This window comes from Humidesulfovibrio idahonensis (assembly GCF_054657715.1).
The window spans coordinates 94,045-115,688 of sequence record NZ_BAAHYE010000003.1; the positions used below are offsets into that span (position 1 = coordinate 94,045).

Here is a 21,644-nt window from a genome sequence, read left to right on the forward strand (position 1 = left end):
CAAGCGACGGAAAAATGCCCAAGCGCACAGACATCAAGAAGATCATGCTCATCGGCTCCGGCCCCATCGTCATCGGCCAGGCCTGCGAGTTCGACTACTCCGGCACCCAGGCCCTGAAGGCCCTGAAGGAAGAAGGCTACGAGGTCATTCTCGTCAATTCCAATCCGGCCACCATCATGACCGACCCGGAATTGGCGGACCGCACATATATCGAGCCCATCGAGCCGGGAACAGTGGCCAAGATCATCGAGAAAGAGCGCCCGGACGCCATTCTGCCCACGCTGGGCGGACAGACCGCGCTCAACACCGCCCTTGCCCTGGCAAAAATGGGCGTGCTGGAGAAATTCGGCGTGGAGCTCATCGGCGCTTCGGTGCCGGTGATCCAGAAGGCCGAAAGCCGCGAGCTCTTCCGCGCCGCCATGGAAAAGATCGGCCTCAAGGTGCCCAAGAGCGGCATCGCCCGCACCATGGACGACGTGCGCCAGATAGGCAACACCCTGCCCTTCCCGCTCATCATCCGCCCGGCCTTCACCATGGGCGGCACCGGCGGCGGCGTGGCCTACAACATGGAAGACCTGGAGAAGATTTCGGCCCAGGGCCTGGCCGCCAGCATGCAGAGCGAGATCATGATCGAGCAGAGCGTGCTCGGCTGGAAGGAATTTGAGCTTGAGGTGATGCGCGACAAGAAAGACAACTGCGTCATCATCTGCTCCATCGAAAACATGGACGCCATGGGCGTGCACACGGGCGACTCCATCACCGTGGCCCCCAGCCAGACGCTGACCGACGACGAATACCAGAAGATGCGCGACGCGGCCCTGGCCATCATGCGCGAAATCGGCGTGGAGACGGGCGGCAGCAACGTGCAGTTCGCCATCAACCCGAAAAACGGCGACATGATCATCGTGGAGATGAACCCCCGCGTGTCGCGTTCGTCCGCGCTGGCCTCCAAGGCCACGGGCTTTCCCATCGCCAAGATCGCGGCCAAGCTGGCCGTGGGCTACACCCTGGACGAAATCCCCAACGACATCACGCGCGAGACCATGGCCAGCTTCGAGCCGTCCATCGACTACTGCGTCATCAAGATTCCGCGCTTCACCTTCGAGAAGTTCCCCGGCAGCGAGGACTACCTCACCACCTCCATGAAGAGCGTGGGCGAGACCATGGCCATTGGCCGCACCTTCAAGGAAGCCCTGCAGAAAGGCCTGCGCTCCCTGGAAGTGGGCATGCCCGGCCTGGGCAAAAAGTTCGAGGCCTGCGGCATCGACCGCGAGGAGCTGCTGCGCCTGATGCGCAAGCCCAACTCCGCCCGGCTTTTCGCCGTGCGTAACGCCATGCGCTGCGGCTTCACCCTTGAGGAGATCTACGCGGCCACGCACATCGACCTGTGGTTCCTGCGCCAGATCCGCGACATCCTCACCATGGAGGCGGAGCTCGCGGCCTTCGGCAAGTCCGATGAGATCTCCGTCAAGAACCCCGCCCTGGCGCCGCTTTTGAAGCGCGCCAAGGAATACGGCTACTCGGACAAGCAGCTTTCCGTGCTGTGGAACACCAGCGAGGAAGCCATGCGCGCCCTGCGCAAGTCCCTGGGCGTGCTGCCCACCTACTATCTGGTGGACACCTGCGCCGCGGAGTTCGAGGCCTACACCCCCTACTACTATTCCACCTACGAGACCGGCCGCGAAATCGAGAGCAAGGACGTGAAGAAGGTGGTGATTCTTGGCGGCGGCCCCAACCGCATCGGCCAGGGCATCGAGTTCGACTACTGCTGCTGCCATTCGTCCTTCGCGCTGCGCGAAATGGGCATTCAGTCCATCATGGTCAACTCCAACCCGGAGACCGTGAGCACGGACTACGACACCAGCGACCGTCTCTTCTTCGAGCCCGTGACCTATGAGGACGTGCTGAACATCGTGGAGTTCGAGAAGCCCCTCGGCGTCATTGTGCAGTTTGGCGGCCAGACTCCGCTGAACCTCGCCGTGGCGCTCAAAAAGGCCGGCGTGAACCTCCTGGGCACCCCGCCGGAAAGCATCGACCGCGCCGAGGACCGCGAACTCTTCTCCGCGCTCATCCGCAAGCTGCACCTGAAGCAGCCCCTGAGCGGCACGGCCATGACGCTGACCCAGGCCACGGAGATCAAGGACAGCCTGGGCTACCCGCTGGTGCTGCGCCCCTCCTACGTGCTGGGCGGCCGCGGCATGGAGATCGTTTACGACGACGAGGAGTTCAACAACTACTTCCGCAAAGCAACCGTCATCTCGCCGGAGCATCCCATACTCATCGACAAGTTCCTTGAGAACGCCATCGAGCTGGATGCCGACGCCCTTTCCGACGGCGACGAGACGTACATCGGCGGCATCATGGAGCACATCGAGGAGGCCGGCATCCACTCCGGAGACTCCGCCTGCGTGCTGCCCCCGCACACCATCGCCCCCGAGGTTGTGGCCGAGATTGAGCGCCAGGCCAAAGAGCTGGCCAAGGAGCTCGGCGTCATCGGCCTCATGAACATCCAGTTCGCCATCAAGGACGGAGAGATCTACATCCTTGAGGTGAACCCGCGCGCCTCGCGCACGGTGCCCTTCGTCAGCAAGGCCACGGGCGTGCCCCTGGCCAAGCTCGCCACCCGCGTCATGCTGGGCGAGAAGTTGAAGGACCTGAAGCCCTGGGACATGCGCAAGACGGGCCACGTCTCCGTCAAGGAGTCCGTGTTCCCCTTCAACCGCTTCCCCGGCGTGGACGTGCTGCTCGGACCTGAAATGCGCTCCACCGGCGAAGTCATGGGCATCGACACCACCTTCGGCCTGGCCTTCATGAAGGGCCAGCTGGCCGCGGGCCAGCGCCTGCCCGAAAAGGGCACGGTGTTCATCTCCGTCAACGACCGCGACAAGGCGATCATCACCCCGGTGGCTAAGGCCTTCGACGATCTGGGCTTCCACATCGTGGCCACGGGCGGCACGGCGGACCATCTCGCCGCCAAGGGCGTGCACGTCGAGCGTGTGCTCAAGGTGAACGAGGGCCGCCCCAACGTCGTGGACCTCATCAAGAACAAGCAGATCGCCCTTGTGGTCAACACCCCTTCCGGAAAGCGGACGGTAAACGATTCCAAGGAGATCCGGCAGACCACCCTGCTCTACGGCGTTCCGTACACCACCACGGTGTCCGGCGCGGCCGCAATGGCCCAGGCCATCCGCGAGGAACGCGGCCACGGGCTCTCGGTGCGCTGTCTGCAGGACTATTACGGCGATTAGTCTCCGGCGCGGCTGCGCCAGGGTCGGGCGGCCGGGAGCGGATTGACCGCTTCCGGTGCGCGAGGCGTTTTCCCCGGCCTGGACCAAAACGCAAGGACACCCAATGAAACGCGAGTATTGCGGCCTCTTCGGCATCTACGGACACCAGGAGGCCGCGCGCATGGCCTACTTCGGACTCTACGCCCTGCAGCACCGCGGGCAGGAGTCCGCGGGCATTGTCACCTGGGACGGCGCGGCCATCCGCGAGCACCGGGGCATGGGCCTTGTGCACGACGTGTTCAACGAACGCCACCTGGGCAAAGAGCTCAAGGGGCAAATCGCCATGGGGCACATCCGCTACTCCACCACCGGCGTCTCGCTGATCCGCAACGCGCAGCCCTTTCTGGTGCGCTTCAAGGACTGGCACATCGCCGTGGGGCACAACGGCAACCTGGTGAACACCCTTGAGCTGCGGCGCGAGCTGGAGAACGAGGGCTCCATCTTCCAGACCACCATGGACACGGAAGTGTTCGTGCACCTCATCGCCAAATACCTCAACGGCGGCACCATCGAGGAAGCCATCCTCAAGAGCTGCGCGCGGGTCAAGGGCGCGTATTCGCTGCTCATCATGGCCAACAACAAGCTCATCGCCGTGCGCGACCCGCATGGCGTGCGGCCTCTGGTCATCGGCCGGCTGAACGACAACTACGTGTTCGCCTCCGAGACCTGCGCCTTCGACCTCATCGAGGCCGAGTACATCCGCCAGGTGGAGCCCGGCGAGATGATCGTCATCGAGGGCGGGCGCCTCACCAGCCATCGCCTGCTCGACACCGCGCCCAAGCGCCAGTGCATCTTCGAGCTCATCTACTTTGCCCGGCCCGACTCCATGGTCTTCGACGAAGGCGTGTACGTGCGCCGCAAGACCATGGGCGCAACGCTGGCCAAGGAAGCCCCGGTGGACGCGGACTTCGTCATGCCCTTCCCCGACTCCGGCAACTACGCGGCCGTGGGCTATTCCCAGGAGTCCGGGCTGCCCCTTGAGCTGGCCATGATCCGCAACCACTACGTGGGCCGCACCTTCATCCAGCCCAGCCAGGACATGCGCAACTTCAGCGTGCGCGTGAAGCTGAACCCCGTGCGCAGCATGATCGAGGGCAAGCGCATCCTCATCGTCGAGGACTCCATCGTGCGCGGCACCACCATCCGCACCCGCGTGAAGAAACTGCGCGAACTGGGCGCACGCGAGATCCACATGCGCGTGTCCTGCCCGGCCATACGCTTCCCCTGCTTCTACGGCATCGACTTTTCGAGCAAGGGCGAGCTCATCGCCGCCACAACGCCGGTGAACGACATTGCCCGGTTCATCGGCCTGGACAGCCTGCACTTCCTGTCCATTCCCGGCCTGCTCGATTCCGTCACCGAAAAGAACGCCCACTGCCTGGCCTGCTTCAACGGCGAGTACCCCATTGAGCCGTGCAGCCACCAGGGCAAGATGTGCCTGGAGAACGAAAGCAAGGTCACAGGCTAGGAGCCGGGGGCAGACGCTGAACGGCGCTTGCGCTCCGGCGCGAAATCCCGGGAGGGTTGCGTTGTGACAAGACTTGAGAGGCCCGCCATGAGCCGTTGTGAAAACACCGGCACGCCGCCCGCTGGCGGCTGGCTCGAACTGGCGCGCGAGGTGCTGGATGTCGAGATAGAGGGCCTGACCGCCGTGCGCGGCCAGCTGAACGGCGGTTTTCTGGAAGCGCTGGAGCGGCTTGTGGCCTGCACGGGCCGCGTCGTGGTCACGGGCATCGGCAAATCCGGCCTGGTGGGCCGCAAGATAGCGGCCACCCTTTCCAGCACCGGCACAGCGGCCTTCTTCCTGCACCCTGTCGAGGGCGCCCACGGCGACCTGGGCATGATCCGCCCCGGCGACGTGGTGCTGGCGCTCTCCAACAGCGGCGAAACCGACGAGCTGAACAACCTGCTTCCGGCGCTCAAAAGCCTCGGGGGCGTCATCGTGTGCATGACCTCCGGCGTGGACTCCACCCTGGCGCGCCTGTCCGATGTCGTCATCGAGGTGCGCGTGCCGCGCGAGGCCTGCCCGCTCAACCTGGCCCCCACCACAAGCACCACCGCGGCCCTGGCCGTGGGCGACGCCCTGGCCGTGTGCCTTATGCAGATGAAGGACTTCAGCACCAAGGACTTCAAGCGCGTGCATCCGGCCGGCGCCTTGGGCGCGCGCCTGTCGCAGCCCATCAGTTCGCTCATGCACACGGAGAATCTGCCCGTGCTGCGCGAGGACGCGCCCCTGCCCCAGGCCCTGGCCGCGCTCAACGCCGGGGGCTTCGGCCTGGCCGCCCTCACCGACGCAGCAGGCCGGCTCACCGGCGTGCTCACCGACGGCGACGTGCGGCGCATGCTGTGCAAAAGCGGCTTCGACGCCGCGCGGCCCGTGGCCGAGGTGATGACCAAGGCCCCGCGCAGCGTCGGCGTCGCGGACAGCGCGGCCCAGGTGCTCGATCTCATGGAGGCCCGGCAGATCACCGTGCTGCCCGTGCTGAACCAAGACGGCACCCTCGCCGGGCTCGTGCATCTGCACGACCTGCTGGGCAAGGGCCGCGTGCGCTTCGCGCCGGGTTAACCCATGCCGAAAGACGACGGCTCGAATGTCTGCGCCCGGTGCGCAAAGCACAGCGGCACCTGCTGTACTCTGGAGCCCGGACAGGAGGAGCACTGCTTCCCCCTTTCCCCCCTGGAGCGCAGCCGCATGGAGGCCGCGGGAGCCACGGAGGAGCACTTCGCCCGGCAAGCGAACACCGACGCCTTTGTGGACAACGTGTGCCGGCTTTTTCCGGGCGAGGCCAAGACCATCATCGCGCTGTTTCCGCCAGGAGCTGCGCACGACAGGCTGGCCATAGCCGAAGACGGCGCGTGCATGCTCCTGGGCCCGGCGGGCTGCCTGCTGCCGCGCCCGGCCAGGCCGCTTTACTGCCGCCTGTTCCCCTTCTGGATCAGGGCCGGGCGGGAGCTTTTTTTCGAGTTCGGCCAGTGCGAGGCCCAGCACGAGGCAGGCGGCGGCGCCAGCCTGATGCGGCGTCTGGGCATGACGAGTGAAAACGTTCGACAAACCTACCGAGAACTGCGCAAGGCCTGGGGCCTGCCGGAGCAAAAATAGATGCCGCCACGCACACGCAACACAGCGAAAAAGCCCACCAAAAGGGAATCTTCCATGAGATGGAGCCGCCGGTTCAAGCGCAAGATTTTCTGGATCATCATCGCCATGCCCGTGGGCGCCGTGCTGTGCGCCGCGCTGGCCTTCTGGTTCTACTCGCGTGATCTGCCCGGCTTCCGCAACATCACGGACTACAAGCCGCCCCTGGTGACCACCGTGCTCTCGCGCGACGGCAAGGTGCTGGGCTACTTCTACAAGGAAAAGCGCTTCCTGGTGCACTTGCAGGACATGCCCGCCTATCTGCCCAAGGCCTTTCTCGCGGCGGAGGACTCCGGCTTCTACAAGCACGACGGCGTCGACCCCTGGGCCATTTTCCGCGCCTCGCTCATGAACCTCAAGGCCGGCGGCATCCGCCAGGGCGGCAGCACCATCACCCAGCAGGTGGTCAAGCGCCTGCTGCTCTCGCCGGAGAAGAGCTTCGAGCGCAAGATCAAAGAGGCCGTGCTGGCCTACAGGCTTGAGAACTACCTCACCAAGGACGAGATCCTCACCATCTACCTGAACCAGATCTTCCTCGGCTCCAAATCGTACGGAGTGGAGGCGGCCAGCCGCGAGTTCTTCGGCAAGCACGTGAAGGACCTGACCCTGGCCGAGGCCGCCATCCTGGCCGGTCTGCCCCAGGCGCCCAGCCGCTACAACCCCCTTGCCGACCCCGAGGCCGCCAAGACCCGCCAGAAGTACGTTCTGGACCAGATGCTCTCCCAGGGCTGGATAAGCCAGGCCCAGCACGACCAGGCCATCAACCAAAAGCTCGTGTACAAGAGCATGGAAGACCACTCCTGGAAGGTGGGCGCGTATTATCTTGAAGAAGTCCGCCGCTTTCTCATCGACAAATACGGCGAGGACGAGGTCTATCAGGGCGGCATGACGGTCGAGACCGCCTGCGAAATTCCGCACCAGATAGCCGCGGACAACGCCATGCGCCGCGGCCTGGCCGACGTGGCCAAGCGCAAGGGCTGGGAAGGTCCGGCGGGCCGCCTCAAGCCCGAGGAATACAATCGTTTCCTTGAGGACAACCGCGTCACTGAAACCCTGAAGGCCGGCTCCTGGGTGCGCGCCATCGTCATGGAGACCGCCAAGGACAAGGCCCAGGTGCGCTTTGGCCAATACACCGGCGAGGTGCCCGCCAGCACCACCACCTGGTGCCGCAACGGCCGCAAGGACGTCACCGGCGACGCCGCGCCCGTGCCCGGCGATCCGTCGCGCATTCTGCACAAGGGCGATGTCATCTGGGCCAGCGTGCGCGAGGTGCGGGGCAACGGACACTTTGTGCTGGCCCTGGAGCGCGAGCCCGGCCCCGAGGGAGCGCTGGTCTCCATGCTGCCGGAAACCGGCGAGGTCGTGGCCCTGGTGGGCGGCTTCAGCTTCGAGAAGAGCCAGTTCAACCGCGCCACCCAGGCCAAGCGCCAGCCCGGCTCGTCCTTCAAGCCCATCGTTTACAGCGCCGCGCTGGACAACGGCTTCACTCCCGGCAGCGTCATCATGGACGCGCCCATCGTCTTCGCCAACGCCGAGGCCGGCACCATCTGGCGTCCTGAAAACTACGAGGACATCTTCTACGGTCCCACGCTGCTCGCCACGGCCCTCGCCAAGTCGCGCAACCTCGTGACCATCCGCGTGGCCCAGAAGATCGGCGTCAAAACCGTCATCGAACGCGCCCGCGCCATGGGCATCGAGTCCGAACTGCCGGAGAACCTGTCCATCGCCCTGGGCTCCTCGGCCGTCACCCTCATGAACATGTGCCAGGCCTACACGGCCTTTGCGCGCGGCGGCACCTACGTCAAACCGCGCCTGGTGCTCAGCGTCAAAAGCGCCTGGGGCGAAACCATCTACCAGTCCCACCCGGAATACGTGGAGGCCATCAGCCCGCAGAACGCCTTCATCATGGTCTCCATGCTGAAGGAAGTCATCAACGTGGGCACCGGCGGCGCGGCCAAGGCCCTGGGCCGCCCCCTGGCTGGCAAAACCGGCACCACCAACAACGAACAGGACGCCTGGTTCATGGGCTTCACCCCGCATCTGCTCACCGGCGTGTACGTCGGCTACGACCAGCTGCAAAGCATGGGGCGCGAGGGCTCCGGCGGCCACACCGCCCTGCCCATCTGGCTCGAGTACCGCAAGGCCATCGAGGACCGCTACCCGCCCGACGACTTCCTGCCGCCCGAGGGCATCGTCTGGGCCCGCGTGGAGAACAGCCAGGCCGTCGGCTCCAAGGGGCAGCCCGCGCCGGAGAGCTACTTCCTGCCCTTCATGGAAGGCACGCAGCCCGCGCAGACGGACGTGGGGGCCGCCTCGGCCGGAGGCGCCGCATCCACCAGCGATTCCGACTTGATGAAGCAGGGATTGTAAGCAAAAAAGACACGCACCGCAGGGCCGGGGGGAATCATTCCCTCCGGCCCTTTTCTTGACAGCGCCGCGGCATTGCGGCTAGCACGGAATCGCTCTGGCGGAGCTGAACGGCCAAAAGCCGGAAAACTACTTGCCCCGAACCGAGACGGCATCTCACCGAGGGCAACCATGAGCAAACACCACTCCCACGTCTGTTTCCCCGCCGCAAACGCCACAAAATTCCAGGCCCCGCCCCCCGCCGACGCATCGCGGCAGGAGCCTACCGTGTTCCTCACCACCCGCGACGCCTACGACCGCTGGGCGCCGGGCTACGACGGATACGACAACCCCATGGTGGCGGCAGCCGCCCGCGTTGTGGAGGAGCTTGGGCGCGGGCTGCCCGCAGGGGCCCACGTGTTCGAGTTCGGCTGCGGCACGGGTCGCAACCTCGCGGCCCTCGGGCGGCTGGGCGCGGGCAGACTGGCCGGCTGCGACCTCTCCACCGGGATGCTGGCCGAGGCCGCCCGGTGCGATCCCACCCTGCTGCTCTTCCAGCACGACATGACCATGCCCCTGCCCATGCAGGCCGGAGTCTTCGACTGCGTTCTGTTCTGCCTGACCCTGGAGCACCTGGCCGAAATGGCGCCGCCGCTATGCGAGGCGAGGCGCATCCTGCGGCCGGGCGGCTGTGTGCAGGTCATCGAAATCCATCCGCTGGTTTCCGCCAGCGGCGTAGCGGCGCACTTCCGCGATCAGGGCGGAACCGTGCGCATGCCCGTGCACGCCCACACCGCCGCGGACTACGAGACGGCCTTCAACGCCGCTGGTCTGCGCGTGGCCATGCGGCGCGACTGGCTGCCCAGGGATTTTGGGGATGCGGCCACGGCCAAGATGCGCAAGCGCGGGGAGGACTTCCCGCTGCTTGTGCACTACCGCGCCGTGGCGAAGTGAAAAAGCCCGGCGGCGCTTAACGCCGCGTGGCCGCGAGGATGCAGACGCCGCCCAGGGCCATGATGACGGCGATGGAGAGGAACCCGATGACGTGGCTGCCTGTGGCATCGCGCACCATGCCCACCAGGGTGGGGCCCACAAAGCCGCCCGCGTTGCCCACGGAATTGATGAGCGCCACGCCGCCCGCAGCTGCCGCGCCGGTGAGCAGGCCGGTGGGAATGGTCCAGAAGGGACCGAGCAGGCCCCAAAGGCCGATGGTGGCGATGGTGTAACAGCCAAGGCTCCACCAGGGACCGTGCAGGCCCGGCACGGGCAGCAGGCTCAAGGCGAACCCCGCGGCGCTGACGAACAACGGCCCGGCCGTGTGCCAGCGGCGTTCGCCCGTGGCGTCGGAATGCCGCCCCACCAGCACCATGCCCACGGCCCCGCCCAGATACGGGATGGCCGAAAGCAGGCCCACGCGCAACGGCGTGGACGCAGCGCCCAGCACTTCGCCGAGGAGCGTCGGCATCCACATGACCAGACCGTACATGCCCACGCACAGGGCGAAGTACGCCGCGCTGAGCAGCCACACCTTCGGGCTGTGCAGCAAATCGAGAAGGACCCGGCGCATGCTCCGCGCGTCCTCGTCCTTCGCGCTTGGGGTCAGCACGGCCGTCAGGGCGGCGCTTTCCGCCGGGGCGAGCCAGCGCGCCTCGGCCGGGCCATCGGGCAGATAGCGCAGCACGGAGAGGCCCAGCAACACGGCGGGCAGGCCTTCGAGCACGAAGAGCCACTGCCAGCCGGCCAGCCCGAGCAGCCCGTGAAGGTCGAGCAACATGCCGGAAACGGGCGCGCCGATGACGCCGGCCACAGGCGTTGCGGCCATGAACAGGGCCACGGCCCGGGCGCGGCGCTCCTGCGGGTACCACAAGGTCAGGTAATAGATGATGCCGGGCAGAAAACCGGCCTCGGCCACGCCCAGCAGAAAACGCAGCCCGTAGAACGACCACTGCGCATGCACCAGCGACATGGCGCACGCGGCCAGGCCCCAGGTGACCATGATCCGGGCGATCCACAGCCGCGCGCCCACGCGGCGCAGAATCAGGTTGCTCGGCACCTCGCAGAGCACATACCCGGCGAAGAACATGCCCGCGCCCAGCCCGAACACGGAGCTGGAGAACGAGAGGTCGCGGCTCAGGCCCTGGGCCGCAAAGGAGACGTTGACCCTGTCCAGGTACGCCACCACATAGAGCGCGAACAGATACGGCAGAAGCCGCGCGTCCACCTTGCGGTACAGCGCGGCCAGGGAAGCGGTCGGTGCGTTCGTCATGGGCCGCTTGGTAGCATGGCCGGGGCGCGATAGGAAGTGGCGCGCAAGGGCTTGCGGCAGCTTGCGCCAGCGCCGGGGCTCGCGCAGCGCTGGCTTTACCTTTCGCCTTTGTCTCGCGGGTTGCGCGGCGGCGCGGCGCACCGGGTCTTGAGCCAGGGGTTGGAACGACTACCCCACGGCTTTGCGGCGGTGATGGTCTCACCCCTTGTTTTGGGACGGCATGTCGCACGACGCGAAACCAGGGGCTGGCGGCTGAAGCGACGTGCTTCTGGCAGTGGTCCGAAGACGAGAGTTGGCGCATATCCGGCTTTTGCCGCAAGCGCACTGCTTGCGCCCGGCAAGCTGCCGGATCAAAGGGCTAGAGGATGACCTCGCGCCGCAGGCGGGCGCGGCGCTCTTTCCAGTCCGGCATGATGGACGCGAGCAGGCCGTAGAAGCGGGCGTCGTGCCCGTGGTGGCGGCGGTGGCACAGCTCGTGGGCCACGACGAACTCCACGCACGGCGGCGAGGCTTTCACAAGATGCCGGTTCAGGGTGATGACCCCGGCGCGGGAGCAGGTGCCCCAGCGGCTCGTCATGGCCCGCACCTTGAGCTGCGTGGGCCGGGGCACGCCAAGGGCGTCGAAACGCGGCAAAAGCTCGCGGATGGTGAGTGTGAACACCTCGCGCGCCTGGTTCAAATACCAGGCGTCCAGCAGCTTGCGCACGCGCTCCGGCTCCAGCGGCGTGGAGCTTACGATCTCCAGACGGTCTTCCACAAGGCGCACCCCACGCGGACCTTTGCGACAACCGGGCTTGAGGTCGAGGCGGTACTCGCGGCCCAGAAAGGCATGCACCTCGCCATCGACATATTCGAGGCAGCGCACGGGCGTGCGCGAGCGGAAGCGCTCCAAGTGCCGGGCTATCCACTCCGCCTTGGCCTGCACGTGCTCCTGCACATAAATGAGGCTCGAGCCCTGCGGCGCGCGCACGCGCACCACGCCCTCGGGCCGCACGGAAATGCGCAGGCTTCGGAAGCGGTCGAAGCAAAGCTCCACCGGTATGCGCTCGCCATCGGCAACGATCTCGATGCGCCTTGGCGGAGTTGACGGCTTGGGCGCGGCTGGCTTGGATTTGAGGAATCCGAACATGCTCACGCCCCGGCGGACTTCCTGTCCTGGCTCAGCAACACGCCGCCCAGCACCAGGGCGGAGGCCGCGTACTGCCAAAACGAGAACACCTCGCCCAGCACCAGCCGCGCCATGATCACCGTGGCCACGGGAATGAGGTTGATGAAGGCCGAGGCCTGGCAGGCGGGAATCTTGCTCACGCCGTAGCTGTACAGGCCATAAGCGCCGAGGGTGCTTGCAGCGCCCAGGTAGACGATGGACAAGGCGGGCACGAGCACGAATTCCGTCGGCAGGCGCTGGCCTGGCAAAAACATGAGCGGCAAAAAGACCACGCAGCCGAGCAACGCCTGGGTGGCGGTGAGGAACATGGGCGAGTAGCGCACCGAAAGCTTTTTGAGCAGGATGGTGTAGCCGGTGGCGCAGACCATGGCGAGGAATTCCAGGAAATTGCCCAGCGTCGGGTTGGGCGCGTTCTCCGTTGCGCTGGAAAAAACAGAGAGCAGCGCCGCGCCGACCACGGCCACGAGGAACCCGGCCCAGGTGCGCGGGCTGACCTTTTCCTTGAGCAGGAAGTGCGCGCCCACGGCCACCATGAGCGGCAGCATGGCCACAATCATGCCCGCCTGGGCGGCCTCGGTGTTCTTGATGGCCGCCGTCTCGAAAAGAAAGTACAGGCCGGGCTCGCACAGGCCCATGAGCACGATGGGCTTCCAGTCTCCCCGGCGGTACGGCTGGGAGCGGAAGCGCGGGTACAGGGGCAGAAAGCACAGGCAGGCCACCAGCATGCGCCCAAAGACCACGAACATGGTGTCGTACGCCTGGAAGGCCAGCTTGAAGGCGATGAACGCGCTGGCCCAAAGGATGCTGGCCGCGACAAGCGCCAGAACTGGCAAAAGCGCCGCGCGGCGGTCGTCGGTCATGCTGCTTGTTCCTGCTTGCCTTTGCTGCCGGCGCTGGCCGCCGGGAGGATTGTCCGGTGGAGAATTGGGCGCAGGCCTTCTGCTCCGCCGCTGTTCACGCCAATGCCCGCCCTGCCGGGCGCGGGCTCATGCGCAGACGCCCGCAGCGCCGAACCTGCGCGGGAAGTTTGCGGTACCACCCTTGCGACGGGAATCAAACCCCTTTTTTCGCGCCAGCGGCGCCGGGCCTTGGCGCCGGGCCTTGGCGACGGACCAACGCGGACAGGCCAGCGCTGACTGGCCCGCGGCGGAGCCTACTTCTCCAACCCGTCCACGCGCCGGAAGTATTCCTCGCGGCTGTAGCGCTCCACGGAAAAGAGGGTGGCGAAGGCGTCGCGGAAGTCCACGGCCCCGGTGGCGAAGAGCCCGTGCCCGTACACGATGGCGCCGCGCTTGCCGCCTTCCTGGTTGAGGGCGGGCGGCAGCGTGTTGCACAGACCAAAGGGTCCGGTGCCCACCTCGCCCGGCACGATGGGGATATCCAGCCCCAGGGCCGCGTCCAGAAGCCCGCGCGGCGTGGCGCAGGCGCGGTGGCACTGGCCGAGGCCGGGGCAGTCCAGCTTGTCGCAGTCCATGGACAGGATGACCGCGAAGCGCGGGTGCCCGTGCAGAATGGTCCTGGCCGGACCACCGTCGTAAATGGCCCGGTGCGCCACAAGCTCGCTCGACGCCGTGAGCCCCACGCAGGAGGTCCCGTCGAAGCGGCAGGGGTCGATGCACCCGCCGAGCTCATCCAAGGAGCTGCCCGTCTGGCTGATGAGCAGCAGCTCGCCCGCCGGGGTCGCCTGGCGGCAGGAGACGTTGCCGAAGGACGAGTCCACCAGCCCGTACTCCACAACGAAGCGTCCGGCCTCGATCATGGCGGCGCGGGCCTGGTCCTCGTCGGCAAAGGGCCCGGCCAGCAACGGGGGCGGCCCTTGCGGCAGGCGGGCCATGTCCTGGTCCAGCTGGGCGCGGATGGCCGCAAACCCGGCACGGCGCCCGGCCGTCATTTCCCCGGCGCGCACATCGCGCAGATGTTTGGCGAAATACGCCACAAAGCAGGCAAAGGCCATGGAGCTGGCCGTGACAAAGGCCTGCTCCGGGCTGACCGACCCCGCGGCGGCCATGAACGCCTGGCCGCTGTCCACGATGATGCAGCCCTTGCGCCGGGAGAGCGCCGCCATGACGCCCCGCGCCTCAAGCCCGCGCACCACGGGCAGATCATGCAGAAAGGTCCGCGTCTCGCAGTCGCCGGGAACCACAAAGCCCGCGCCCGTCGCCAGCGCCTCCTCGGCCAGGGCGAGCATGGTCTGCTGGCAGGCGCCCATGGGCCGGGCGATGAGCAGCGCGGCGGCGCCAAGGCCCTGGATGACCGCCTCGGCCAGGGGCTGGTGCGCATCGCCCGCATGGCTGAAGGAAAGCTCCGCGTCCAGCGCGGCCAGAAGCGGCTCGCCCGGCGCGCACAGGCCCGCCGCAACCAGCTTGGCGGCGTATTTGGCCAGCATGTCGGTCATGGGTTCTCCTCCTGCTGCGCCACAGGGCGAAAGGCGTTGCCGGGCTGTGCGGGGCCATCCGGCCCGGAGAGGCCGGCAGGCCAGGGCAAACCGTGTTGCGCCGCCGCTTCCGGCCGGGGCAGGCCGTCTTCAGTCAGCCCGCGGATGCGGTAATAGGCCGAGCGGGCGGCGAGGAAGTCCTGCCGGGGCAAGGGCGGCACCGGGATGTCCGGCGAACCGCTGCCTGCCTCGGTGAAGAAGCGGGCGGGCAGGTCGTCGTCCTTGGCGGAAAAGCCGTTTTGCGCGTTCATGAGCCGCTCCTGGTAGTCGATGCGCGCGCCGCAGGCCAGCAGGTCCGCGCCCGTGGCGGCCTGGCCGGTGACGGCGGCAAAGGCCCGCGCGTACTCCTCCATCCCTGCGGCAAGCAGCAGGTGCGCGCAGATGGTCAGGCTGTCCGCCGCAGCGGCGGCGTCCTCCGCGAGCTTGATGCTCCGCGCCTTGCCGGAAAAGCTGAAGCGATCCGTGGCCACGGGCTTGCGCAGCACCTCGTGGCTCAGCGGGTTGGCGCGCAGGTTGGAGCCGCCGTGGGTGGCCACGCTGTACGCCAGGGCCATGCCGTACGCGCCGCGCGGGTCGCAGGCGGGCAGTTCCAGGCCCTTCACGCTCATGGACAGCTCCGGGCGGCCGTGCGTTGCGGCGTACCAGGCCGCGCCCCGGGCAAGCTCCAGGCCGGTCGCGGCGGCCGGACCAGTGCCCGTGCCCATGCCGAGCAGCAGCGCCAGCACCCGCTCCGGGTCAAGGGCATCGCCCGTGATCTCGCGATGGCAGGCCAGGGCCGAGGCCGCGCTCACGGGATCGAGCCCGAGGCAGGCGCAAAAGTCGTTCGCGCGCATGGCCAGTTCGATCATGCCGTTGCCGATGAGCGCCGTGAAATGGCTCATGGCGTCGTATTCCGGCAGGGGGCGGCCGTCGCCGGAAAGGCGCTTGCAGGCCACCAGGCAGCTTTCGCAGCCGCGCTTCAACGGATGGTAGCGCGTGGCGTAGGCGTGGGCGTTGAGCCCCCCGGCGGGCGGAAAATGCGTGCGCGCGAAGTTGTCGGTCGGCATCATGCGCCTTGCGTCCATGAGGTCGAACAGGCTGCCGGTGCCGAAGTTGGTGAAGCCGTGCTGGCCCATGAGCGCCGGGGAGGCGCTGGCCAGACGCAGAATGTCCTCCCGCGCGCGCGCAAGACCGCCGGAATCGGCCACGGCGATTTCCCCGGTGCCGCGCACGGCGAGATACTTGAGGTTCTTGAGGCCGAACACCCTGCCTACGCCGCAGCGCCCGGCCTGATGATACAGGTCCACCAGCAGGGTGGCGAAGGCGCAGCCGTACTCCGCGCCCGGGCCGGTGGCTGCAAGGGAGCCGTGCGGCAGGCGCTGGCGCAGCCGCGTGAACACATCGGGCGTGGACAGGCCTGCGAGGGCGGAGGCGTCCGTGAGGCGCACCTCGCCGTCGCAGATCTCGATGCCGCAGGGTTTGTCCGCCCGGCCGGTGATGATGAGGACGTCATAGCCCGCGCGCTTGAGCTCCGTGCCCAGGCGGCCGCCCGCGCCGGCGTCGCCGATGGCCCCGGTGAGGGGCGAGCGCGTGGTGATGTGGCAGGAGCCGGAGGCCGGGGCGTCGGTGCCTGTCAGCGGTCCGCTGGCGATGACCAGGGGCAGGTCCGGGTGGTCGCAGGGCAGCGTGGCCAAGCCGCGCAGAAAATATCCGCCCAGGCCGCGCCCGCCAAGAAATGCGGCGCGGATGCCCTCGGGCAGGCGGTCAACCTCGTGGGTGCCCGCGGAAAGATCCACGCGCAGAATTCCGCCTGTCCAGCCATACGATTCGGGCACGTTCCGTCCTCCCTGTTGCGAGTTTGCGGCCTTGACCCCGTGGGTGAAACCAGTATGCTGTGCCGCCGGGAATCGCAAGGCCCGCAAGCGCTTTGCCCCGGCAGGAGGACACGAGTGGCCGCAGAGAAAAAGGGAAAGAACGAAGAGATCGACGTTTCGCGCCGCAGGCTTTTGTTCGGCTTCATGGACAGGCTGCGCGGCAATGCGGAGGAGGCCCCGGTGGCCGCCGCCTCGCAAACCGCCCCCGTGCTGGCCCAGGCCAACGCGGCCTTCACGGCCGGAGACTTCGCCACGGCGCTTGGCTTCTACAGAACCTTTCTGCAGGCCGAGAGCGCCAACGCCGAGGCGCGCCAGCGGCTGGGCGAATGCCTGTACCGCCAGGGGCAGTACATTCAGGCCAAGGTGGAGTTTGAGCGCCTGCTGCAAAAGAACCGCAAGGACAACCGGGCCATTCTCTTTCTCGGGCTGGTGCTGGCGCGGCTGGACCGCGTGCAGAAGGCGGCGGTGGTCTGGAAGCTCTTTTTCGACCCGCACAGCGTGGTGCTGCAGCGTGAGCTCAATTTGCAGATAGCCCTCGTCGAGACCTCGGCCGAGGACCAGTTGCCCGTTGCCGGCACCGTGGCCGAGGCCGTGGAGCGCGTGCTGGACCAGCCCCAAAAGGCCTAAGAAACTCCGGCATGTTCCGCGGTTGACGCCCGGCGATCCAATCGGCGATCCGCCCGGCGTTGCGGCAGCGTGAGGCGGAAGTACGGCTCTCTGCCCCGCCACCGCGCCATGAGGCGCTGGCCCAGCGGCACAGCCCCCTGTCTTGACGGGTCGCCCGGCCCTGCGGCTCGGTCCGACGACTTGCTCCGGCGAGGCGGCCAGGCGATCTGGTCATGCGGCATGGGGCAAAGGCGGCACGTGCCGCGCACCAGTGCGCCCCGGCGGATCAATTGCTTTTGCGGCCCTTGGCCTTGCCCTTGGCCAAAAGCTTCGCCTTGGCGGCTGTGGCCGTCCGGGCCTTTTCCGCGTCCTTTTCGGCCAGGGTCGTCACCCGCGCGCGCAGGTAGCTGGCAGCAAGGTCGGCCATCTGGGCCTCGCGCGCATCGCCCGCCTGGCTGCCGCCAAAGGCGCGCAGGTCCTCGGCCATCTGCTTCTCCATGCGCTCCGACTCCAAGAACATGACAAAAGCCAGGGCCAGCGCCCCGCCGTTCTCCTCGCTGCCGTCGCACAAGATCTCCAGCTGGGCCTGGGGCGCGGTCTCGAAAAGCCGCTCCGCGAACATGCCTATCCAGCGGCGGTACAGCGCGGGCATGAGCGGCGGCACCATCAGAGCCAGGGTGTCGGCCGCGCCAAGGTCCGTCACGGCCTGGGTCACGGCGAGATATTCGCGCAGGGCCTCCACGCGGCGGGCGTCGTCCTGCGACACGCGCTCCATGAGCGTGTTGGTGATGTGCGCGCGCATGGCGCTCTTGAGTTCGGCGTCGGTCACAAGGGAATCTGTCACGGGGGAGTCTGTGGCGTGGGCATCGGAATCTGCGGGCATGTGTCTTCGCTCCTGTGCGTAAATCTTGCGCGCCGGACCGGGAAGGCAACCCCGCCGGGGCTTCCCGTGCGCGCGCAAAGTGAGTATCATCGGCGAACGCCGCTGGCAATGCGCCGGCAACACCCAGAGATTATGCCGGCCGGCCAAACGGAGACCGCCTGTGATCGACGCGCTTGTTCAACTGCTGCCCCTGGCCAAGGTGCTTTTCGCCTTCGGCGTCATGCTGGCGGGCCTGCGCCTGCGCCAGCCCTTGTGGCTTTCCGTGCTTGTCGGCGGGCTGGTGCTGGCCCTCTGCTTCCACATGCCCGTGTCCGAGTGGGCGCGGGTGGCGGCCATGTCCGCGTTGCAACGGGAAACCACCTACCTCATCCTCATCCTGGCGCTCATCCTGTTCTTGTCCGAGGTGCTGGAGAAAAGCGGGCAGACCAAGCGGCTGATGCAGGCGGCCACGGGCTTTCTTGTGGATCCGCGCCTGCGGCTGGCGTTCTTCCCCGCTCTGGTGGGTTTTTTGCCCATGCCCGGCGGGGCGGTGTTCTCCGCGCCCCTGGTGCGCGACATGGCCGACGAGCTTGGCCTGGCCCGACGCGACACGGCGCTGGTGAACTACTGGTTCCGCCACCTGTGGGAGCTGTGCTGGCCGCTCTACCCCGGCATCATCCTCACCTCGGCCCTGGCCGGGGTGCCCCTGGCCCGGCTCATCGTCTACACCTGCCCGTGCATCGCCCTGTGCATGCTCCTGGGCTGGCGGTTCATCATGCGCCCGGCCGTGGCGCACCTGCAAAACGCCGCGCCCGGCCCGAGGCCAGAACGCGACGTGCGCGCCGCGCTCTACCAGGGCCTGCCCATGCTCATCGCCATCTGCTGCGGCCTGGGCTTTGAGGTGGCCATGACCTTTCTCGCCCCTGATCTGCCCTTCGAACTGGGCATCATGGCCGCGCTGCTGCTGGCCATCGGCTGCTCGCTGGTGCAGAACCGCGTGGGGCCGGGCTTTGTGGCGGGCGTGCTGAAGGACCGCGAACTCTACAAGCTCGTGGCGCTGGTGGTGTCGGTGCTGGTGTTCAAGGACGTGCTGCAGGCCTCCGGCGCGGTGGCGCAGCTGGCGCGGGTGGCCTCGGGTCCCGGGGCGCTCTTTGCGCTGACGCTGGGCCTGCCGTTTCTGGTGGGGCTCATCTCCGGCATCACCGTGGCCTTTGTGGGCGCCACGTTTCCGATCATCCTCGGCGTGCTGCACAACCTGAGCCTGGCCGGGAACCCGGGGCTCGAGGCGCAGCTGCTGCCGCACCTGGCCTTGGGGCTCTTCGCCGGCTTCACCGGAGTCATGGTCTCGCCGCTGCACGTGTGCTTCGTGCTCTCCTGCCAGTTCTTCGGCGCGGACATCGCCTCCACCTGGAGGCGGCTGCTCATTCCCTGCGGCCTGCTGCTGGCCTGCGGCGTGGCCTGGTTCTTCGCGCTCACGCGGGTGTTTTAAAGCCCCGCCAGCACCCAGTGCCACAAGGGCAGCGTGGCGAAGGAGAGCGGCGTGCCAACGCTCACCAAAAGCGAGGCCAGCGGGGGGTCCAGGCCGTTGTCCGTGGCCAGAATTCCGCCCAGCACCATGGGCGGCATGGCCGCCTCGAACACCGCCACCTGGGCCACCGGCCCGGTGTTACCGAAGCCGAACACCGCCACCGCGAGCATGATAAGCGGCGCCAGGACCAGCTTGTAGCCCAGGCCCAGGGCCAACGGCCGGCCAGCGCCCTTGGGCAGCCGCAGCGAGAGCCCCAGCCCAACGGAGAAAAGCGACAACGGCACCAGCGTCATGCCGATGTGCGTGAGGCCCTTGACGAGCCACTCGGGCAACGCAACGGAGCGCAGGGCCAAACCCAGCACCAGGCCCTGAAAGGGCGGGAACAGCAGCACCCGGCGCAAGGCCTGACAGACCTGCGCGCCCGCGCCGCCGGATTTGCGCTCCAGGGGCGAAAGATATGTGGCCAGCAGCACGCCGGGCAGCGCCAAAACCAGCGAAACGCCGGGGCTGTCGCACAGGAAGGCCACGTAGACCAGCTCGTGCCCGAAGAACGCCTCGATCATGGGCAGGCCGATGAACACGACGTTGCTCAAGCCCGCCGTGAGGATGAGGCAGCCGAAGGTCTCGCGCGAGATGCCGAACATTTTGCGCGCCAGCCCGAAGAAGGCGAACCCCCCGGTGATGACGATCCAGGCCATGCTGGCGGGCAGCAGCATCTCCGCCGAGATGGGCATGCTGTGCGCGGCCAGAAAAGCCACGGGCGGGGCGGAAAGCTGAATCACCACGCCGGACACGGTGCGGTCCGCGCCCTGAGGCAGCCTGCCCAGGTAGCGCAGCAGCACGCCCATGAGCAGGCAGACCACGGCGACGAACATGCTCGCCATCAGTCCAGCGCCTTCACGAAGTCATAGGCGCCCACGCCCTGCACCAACAGAAAGCGGCACGGCGTCGTGCCCACGTTGACGACCCGATGCACGCGCCCGGCATCCATGACGCACGGCACGCCCGGCAGCAGGGGCAGGTCCTCCACGGGCTCGCCCGCCTGCACCTCCACCTCGCCGTCCAGCCGGAAGGCCGTGTCCGTCACCTCGGTATGGCGGTGCCAGGGCGTGGCCTCGCCCGGCGCCAGGGTCATCAGCGTCACGCGCACCTCCGGCGTCTCGATGATGCTTTGCCGCCCCGCGATGCTGTAATGCGGCGAAGGAGCGTCCGCCGCCGTGTTCTTTTCGCTCATGCCGCGCCCTCCAGTTCGATGAGCCCGCGCAAGTAAAGCGCCGCGTTGCCCGCAATGCGCACGCGGCCGTCCTTGAGTTCGCACCAAAGCCTTCCGCCGCGCTTGGAGGCCTGGTAGGACCGGAGCTGCGCCTTGCCCAGGCGCGCGGTCCAAAAAGGCGTCAGCAGGCTGTGCGCCGACCCCGTCACCGGGTCCTCGGGTATGCCCGCCTCCGGGCAGAACACGCGGGAGACGATGTCGAACTCGCCGCCCGCCTTGGCCGCAGCGCTGGCGATGTTGCACACGTAGGGCAGATCGTAGAACGCCGCATGGTTGGGACGCATGCCGCGCACCATGTCCTCGTGGGCGAACACGCACAAAAGGTCGCGCCCGGCCCAGGCCTCCAGCGGCTGTGCGCCAAAGGCCCGCGTCATGGCCTCGGTCACCTCCACGCGCTCCGGCGGCCAGGAGGGAAAATCAAGCACCAGTCGGTCGCCCGCGCGCTCCACAAAAAGCGGCCCGCTTTGCGACTCGAAGCAGATGCGCTCTCCCGCATATCCCAGCTCGTGAAAGATCACCCAGGCCGTGGCCAGGGTGGCGTGGCCGCACAGGTCTATCTCAAAGGTCGGGGTGAACCAGCGCAGATGGTACTGCCCCGGCCCGGCCTTGGGCACAAAGAACGCCGTCTCGGACAGGTTGTTCTCCTCGGCTATGGCCGCGAGGGTCTCGTCCGGCAGCCACGTCTCCAGGGGCACCACCGCCGCGGGGTTGCCCTTGAACACGCCGTCCGCGAAGGCATCGACCTGATAGAGCGGATATGTGCGCCGCATGACCGCAAACCTCCATTGTGTTGCGCAAGGGCATTGCCCTCCGGCTCTGGCCGGCGCGGCCCTTGGGTTCGGCGATGTCGCCAGCCTTGAGAGCGGCGAACGCCCCGCCGCCCCG

The 21,644-nt window shown here is 67.4% G+C and carries 17 protein-coding genes; 8 read left to right on the forward strand and 9 right to left on the reverse strand.

Features of this window, described 5'->3' with window-relative positions:
• Window positions 1-14 precede the first annotated feature (14 nt).
• The 6 genes from carB to ACYQ4W_RS07240 all read left to right on the forward strand — a co-directional run bounded on the left by carB (window position 15) and on the right by ACYQ4W_RS07240 (window position 9,723).
• Window positions 15-3,248 (forward strand): carbamoyl-phosphate synthase large subunit, encoded by a 3,234-nt coding sequence (gene carB, locus ACYQ4W_RS07215; RefSeq protein ID WP_459854667.1) that lies wholly within the window; start codon window positions 15-17, stop codon window positions 3,246-3,248.
• Between the two features lie 103 nt (window positions 3,249-3,351).
• The gene (purF, locus tag ACYQ4W_RS07220; RefSeq protein WP_459854670.1) at window positions 3,352-4,755 is read left to right on the forward strand and encodes an amidophosphoribosyltransferase; all 1,404 of its coding nucleotides are present in this window, start codon (window positions 3,352-3,354) and stop codon (window positions 4,753-4,755) included.
• A gap of 87 nt (window positions 4,756-4,842) precedes the next feature.
• Window positions 4,843-5,853, forward strand: coding sequence for a KpsF/GutQ family sugar-phosphate isomerase (locus tag ACYQ4W_RS07225; RefSeq protein ID WP_459854672.1), 1,011 nt, complete (start codon window positions 4,843-4,845; stop codon window positions 5,851-5,853).
• Between the two features lie 3 nt (window positions 5,854-5,856).
• Complete coding sequence (locus tag ACYQ4W_RS07230) at window positions 5,857-6,387, forward strand: zinc/iron-chelating domain-containing protein (RefSeq protein WP_459854674.1); 531 nt, start codon at window positions 5,857-5,859, stop codon at window positions 6,385-6,387.
• Window positions 6,388-6,441: 54 nt separating this feature from the next.
• Window positions 6,442-8,793, forward strand: coding sequence for a penicillin-binding protein 1A (locus ACYQ4W_RS07235; protein WP_459854676.1), 2,352 nt, complete (start codon window positions 6,442-6,444; stop codon window positions 8,791-8,793).
• A 264-nt stretch (window positions 8,794-9,057) separates the two neighbouring features.
• Entirely contained in the window at window positions 9,058-9,723 is a 666-nt protein-coding gene (locus tag ACYQ4W_RS07240; RefSeq protein WP_459854679.1) for a class I SAM-dependent methyltransferase, read from the forward strand.
• A gap of 16 nt (window positions 9,724-9,739) precedes the next feature.
• On the opposite strand, the gene ACYQ4W_RS07245 is transcribed toward ACYQ4W_RS07240, so the two are convergent.
• From ACYQ4W_RS07245 to ACYQ4W_RS07265, 5 genes are all read right to left on the reverse strand, one after another.
• Window positions 9,740-11,035, reverse strand: a complete 1,296-nt coding sequence (locus ACYQ4W_RS07245) for an MFS transporter (RefSeq protein ID WP_459854681.1) — start codon at window positions 11,033-11,035, stop codon at window positions 9,740-9,742.
• 358 nt (window positions 11,036-11,393) lie between these two features.
• Window positions 11,394-12,164: a M48 family metallopeptidase gene (locus ACYQ4W_RS07250; protein ID WP_459858507.1), complete on the reverse strand. Its 771-nt coding sequence runs from the start codon at window positions 12,162-12,164 to the stop codon at window positions 11,394-11,396.
• A 2-nt stretch (window positions 12,165-12,166) separates the two neighbouring features.
• Entirely contained in the window at window positions 12,167-13,063 is an 897-nt protein-coding gene (locus tag ACYQ4W_RS07255) for a DMT family transporter (RefSeq protein WP_459854683.1), read from the reverse strand.
• 293 nt (window positions 13,064-13,356) lie between these two features.
• Window positions 13,357-14,598, reverse strand: coding sequence for a class II aldolase/adducin family protein (locus ACYQ4W_RS07260; RefSeq protein WP_459854685.1), 1,242 nt, complete (start codon window positions 14,596-14,598; stop codon window positions 13,357-13,359).
• Window positions 14,595-16,451 (reverse strand): aldehyde ferredoxin oxidoreductase C-terminal domain-containing protein, encoded by a 1,857-nt coding sequence (locus tag ACYQ4W_RS07265; RefSeq protein ID WP_459854688.1) that lies wholly within the window; start codon window positions 16,449-16,451, stop codon window positions 14,595-14,597. Before ACYQ4W_RS07265 ends, ACYQ4W_RS07260 begins: the two co-directional genes overlap by 4 nt.
• 114 nt (window positions 16,452-16,565) lie before the next feature.
• On the opposite strand from ACYQ4W_RS07265, the gene ACYQ4W_RS07270 reads away from it, so the two are divergent.
• Complete coding sequence (locus ACYQ4W_RS07270) at window positions 16,566-17,117, forward strand: tetratricopeptide repeat protein (protein WP_459854690.1); 552 nt, start codon at window positions 16,566-16,568, stop codon at window positions 17,115-17,117.
• Between the two features lie 265 nt (window positions 17,118-17,382).
• On the opposite strand, the gene ACYQ4W_RS07275 is transcribed toward ACYQ4W_RS07270, so the two are convergent.
• Window positions 17,383-17,979: a hypothetical protein gene (locus tag ACYQ4W_RS07275; protein WP_459854693.1), complete on the reverse strand. Its 597-nt coding sequence runs from the start codon at window positions 17,977-17,979 to the stop codon at window positions 17,383-17,385.
• A 160-nt stretch (window positions 17,980-18,139) separates the two neighbouring features.
• Here ACYQ4W_RS07275 and ACYQ4W_RS07280 point away from each other — a divergent pair, with 160 nt between their 5' ends.
• A complete protein-coding gene (locus ACYQ4W_RS07280) occupies window positions 18,140-19,447 on the forward strand; it encodes a DUF401 family protein (RefSeq protein WP_459854696.1) in 1,308 nt (435 codons plus the stop codon).
• On the opposite strand, the gene ACYQ4W_RS07285 is transcribed toward ACYQ4W_RS07280, so the two are convergent.
• The 3 genes from ACYQ4W_RS07285 to ACYQ4W_RS07295 are packed head-to-tail and all read right to left on the reverse strand — an operon-like array spanning window position 19,444 to window position 21,529.
• A complete protein-coding gene (locus ACYQ4W_RS07285; RefSeq protein WP_459854699.1) occupies window positions 19,444-20,370 on the reverse strand; it encodes an AEC family transporter in 927 nt (308 codons plus the stop codon). The two genes, ACYQ4W_RS07280 and ACYQ4W_RS07285, sit on opposite strands and share 4 nt — an antisense overlap.
• Window positions 20,370-20,720, reverse strand: a complete 351-nt coding sequence (locus ACYQ4W_RS07290; protein WP_459854702.1) for a cupin domain-containing protein — start codon at window positions 20,718-20,720, stop codon at window positions 20,370-20,372. Before ACYQ4W_RS07290 ends, ACYQ4W_RS07285 begins: the two co-directional genes overlap by 1 nt.
• On the reverse strand, window positions 20,717-21,529 hold the full coding sequence (locus ACYQ4W_RS07295; RefSeq protein ID WP_459854704.1) for a PhzF family phenazine biosynthesis protein: 813 nt from the start codon (window positions 21,527-21,529) through the stop codon (window positions 20,717-20,719). Before ACYQ4W_RS07295 ends, ACYQ4W_RS07290 begins: the two co-directional genes overlap by 4 nt.
• Between the last annotated feature and the right edge of the window lie 115 nt (window positions 21,530-21,644).

Coding starts and splice junctions, on each gene's coding strand:
- carB (WP_459854667.1), top strand. CDS start 15: ATGCCCAAGCGCACAGACATCAAGAAGATCATGCTCATCGGCTCCGGC.
- purF (WP_459854670.1), top strand. CDS start 3,352: ATGAAACGCGAGTATTGCGGCCTCTTCGGCATCTACGGACACCAGGAG.
- ACYQ4W_RS07225 (WP_459854672.1), top strand. CDS start 4,843: ATGAGCCGTTGTGAAAACACCGGCACGCCGCCCGCTGGCGGCTGGCTC.
- ACYQ4W_RS07230 (WP_459854674.1), top strand. CDS start 5,857: ATGCCGAAAGACGACGGCTCGAATGTCTGCGCCCGGTGCGCAAAGCAC.
- ACYQ4W_RS07235 (WP_459854676.1), top strand. CDS start 6,442: ATGAGATGGAGCCGCCGGTTCAAGCGCAAGATTTTCTGGATCATCATC.
- ACYQ4W_RS07245 (WP_459854681.1), bottom strand. CDS start 11,035: ATGACGAACGCACCGACCGCTTCCCTGGCCGCGCTGTACCGCAAGGTG.
- ACYQ4W_RS07250 (WP_459858507.1), bottom strand. CDS start 12,164: ATGTTCGGATTCCTCAAATCCAAGCCAGCCGCGCCCAAGCCGTCAACT.
- ACYQ4W_RS07255 (WP_459854683.1), bottom strand. CDS start 13,063: ATGACCGACGACCGCCGCGCGGCGCTTTTGCCAGTTCTGGCGCTTGTC.
- ACYQ4W_RS07260 (WP_459854685.1), bottom strand. CDS start 14,598: ATGACCGACATGCTGGCCAAATACGCCGCCAAGCTGGTTGCGGCGGGC.
- ACYQ4W_RS07275 (WP_459854693.1), bottom strand. CDS start 17,979: ATGCCCGCAGATTCCGATGCCCACGCCACAGACTCCCCCGTGACAGAT.
- ACYQ4W_RS07285 (WP_459854699.1), bottom strand. CDS start 20,370: ATGGCGAGCATGTTCGTCGCCGTGGTCTGCCTGCTCATGGGCGTGCTG.
- ACYQ4W_RS07290 (WP_459854702.1), bottom strand. CDS start 20,720: ATGAGCGAAAAGAACACGGCGGCGGACGCTCCTTCGCCGCATTACAGC.
- ACYQ4W_RS07295 (WP_459854704.1), bottom strand. CDS start 21,529: ATGCGGCGCACATATCCGCTCTATCAGGTCGATGCCTTCGCGGACGGC.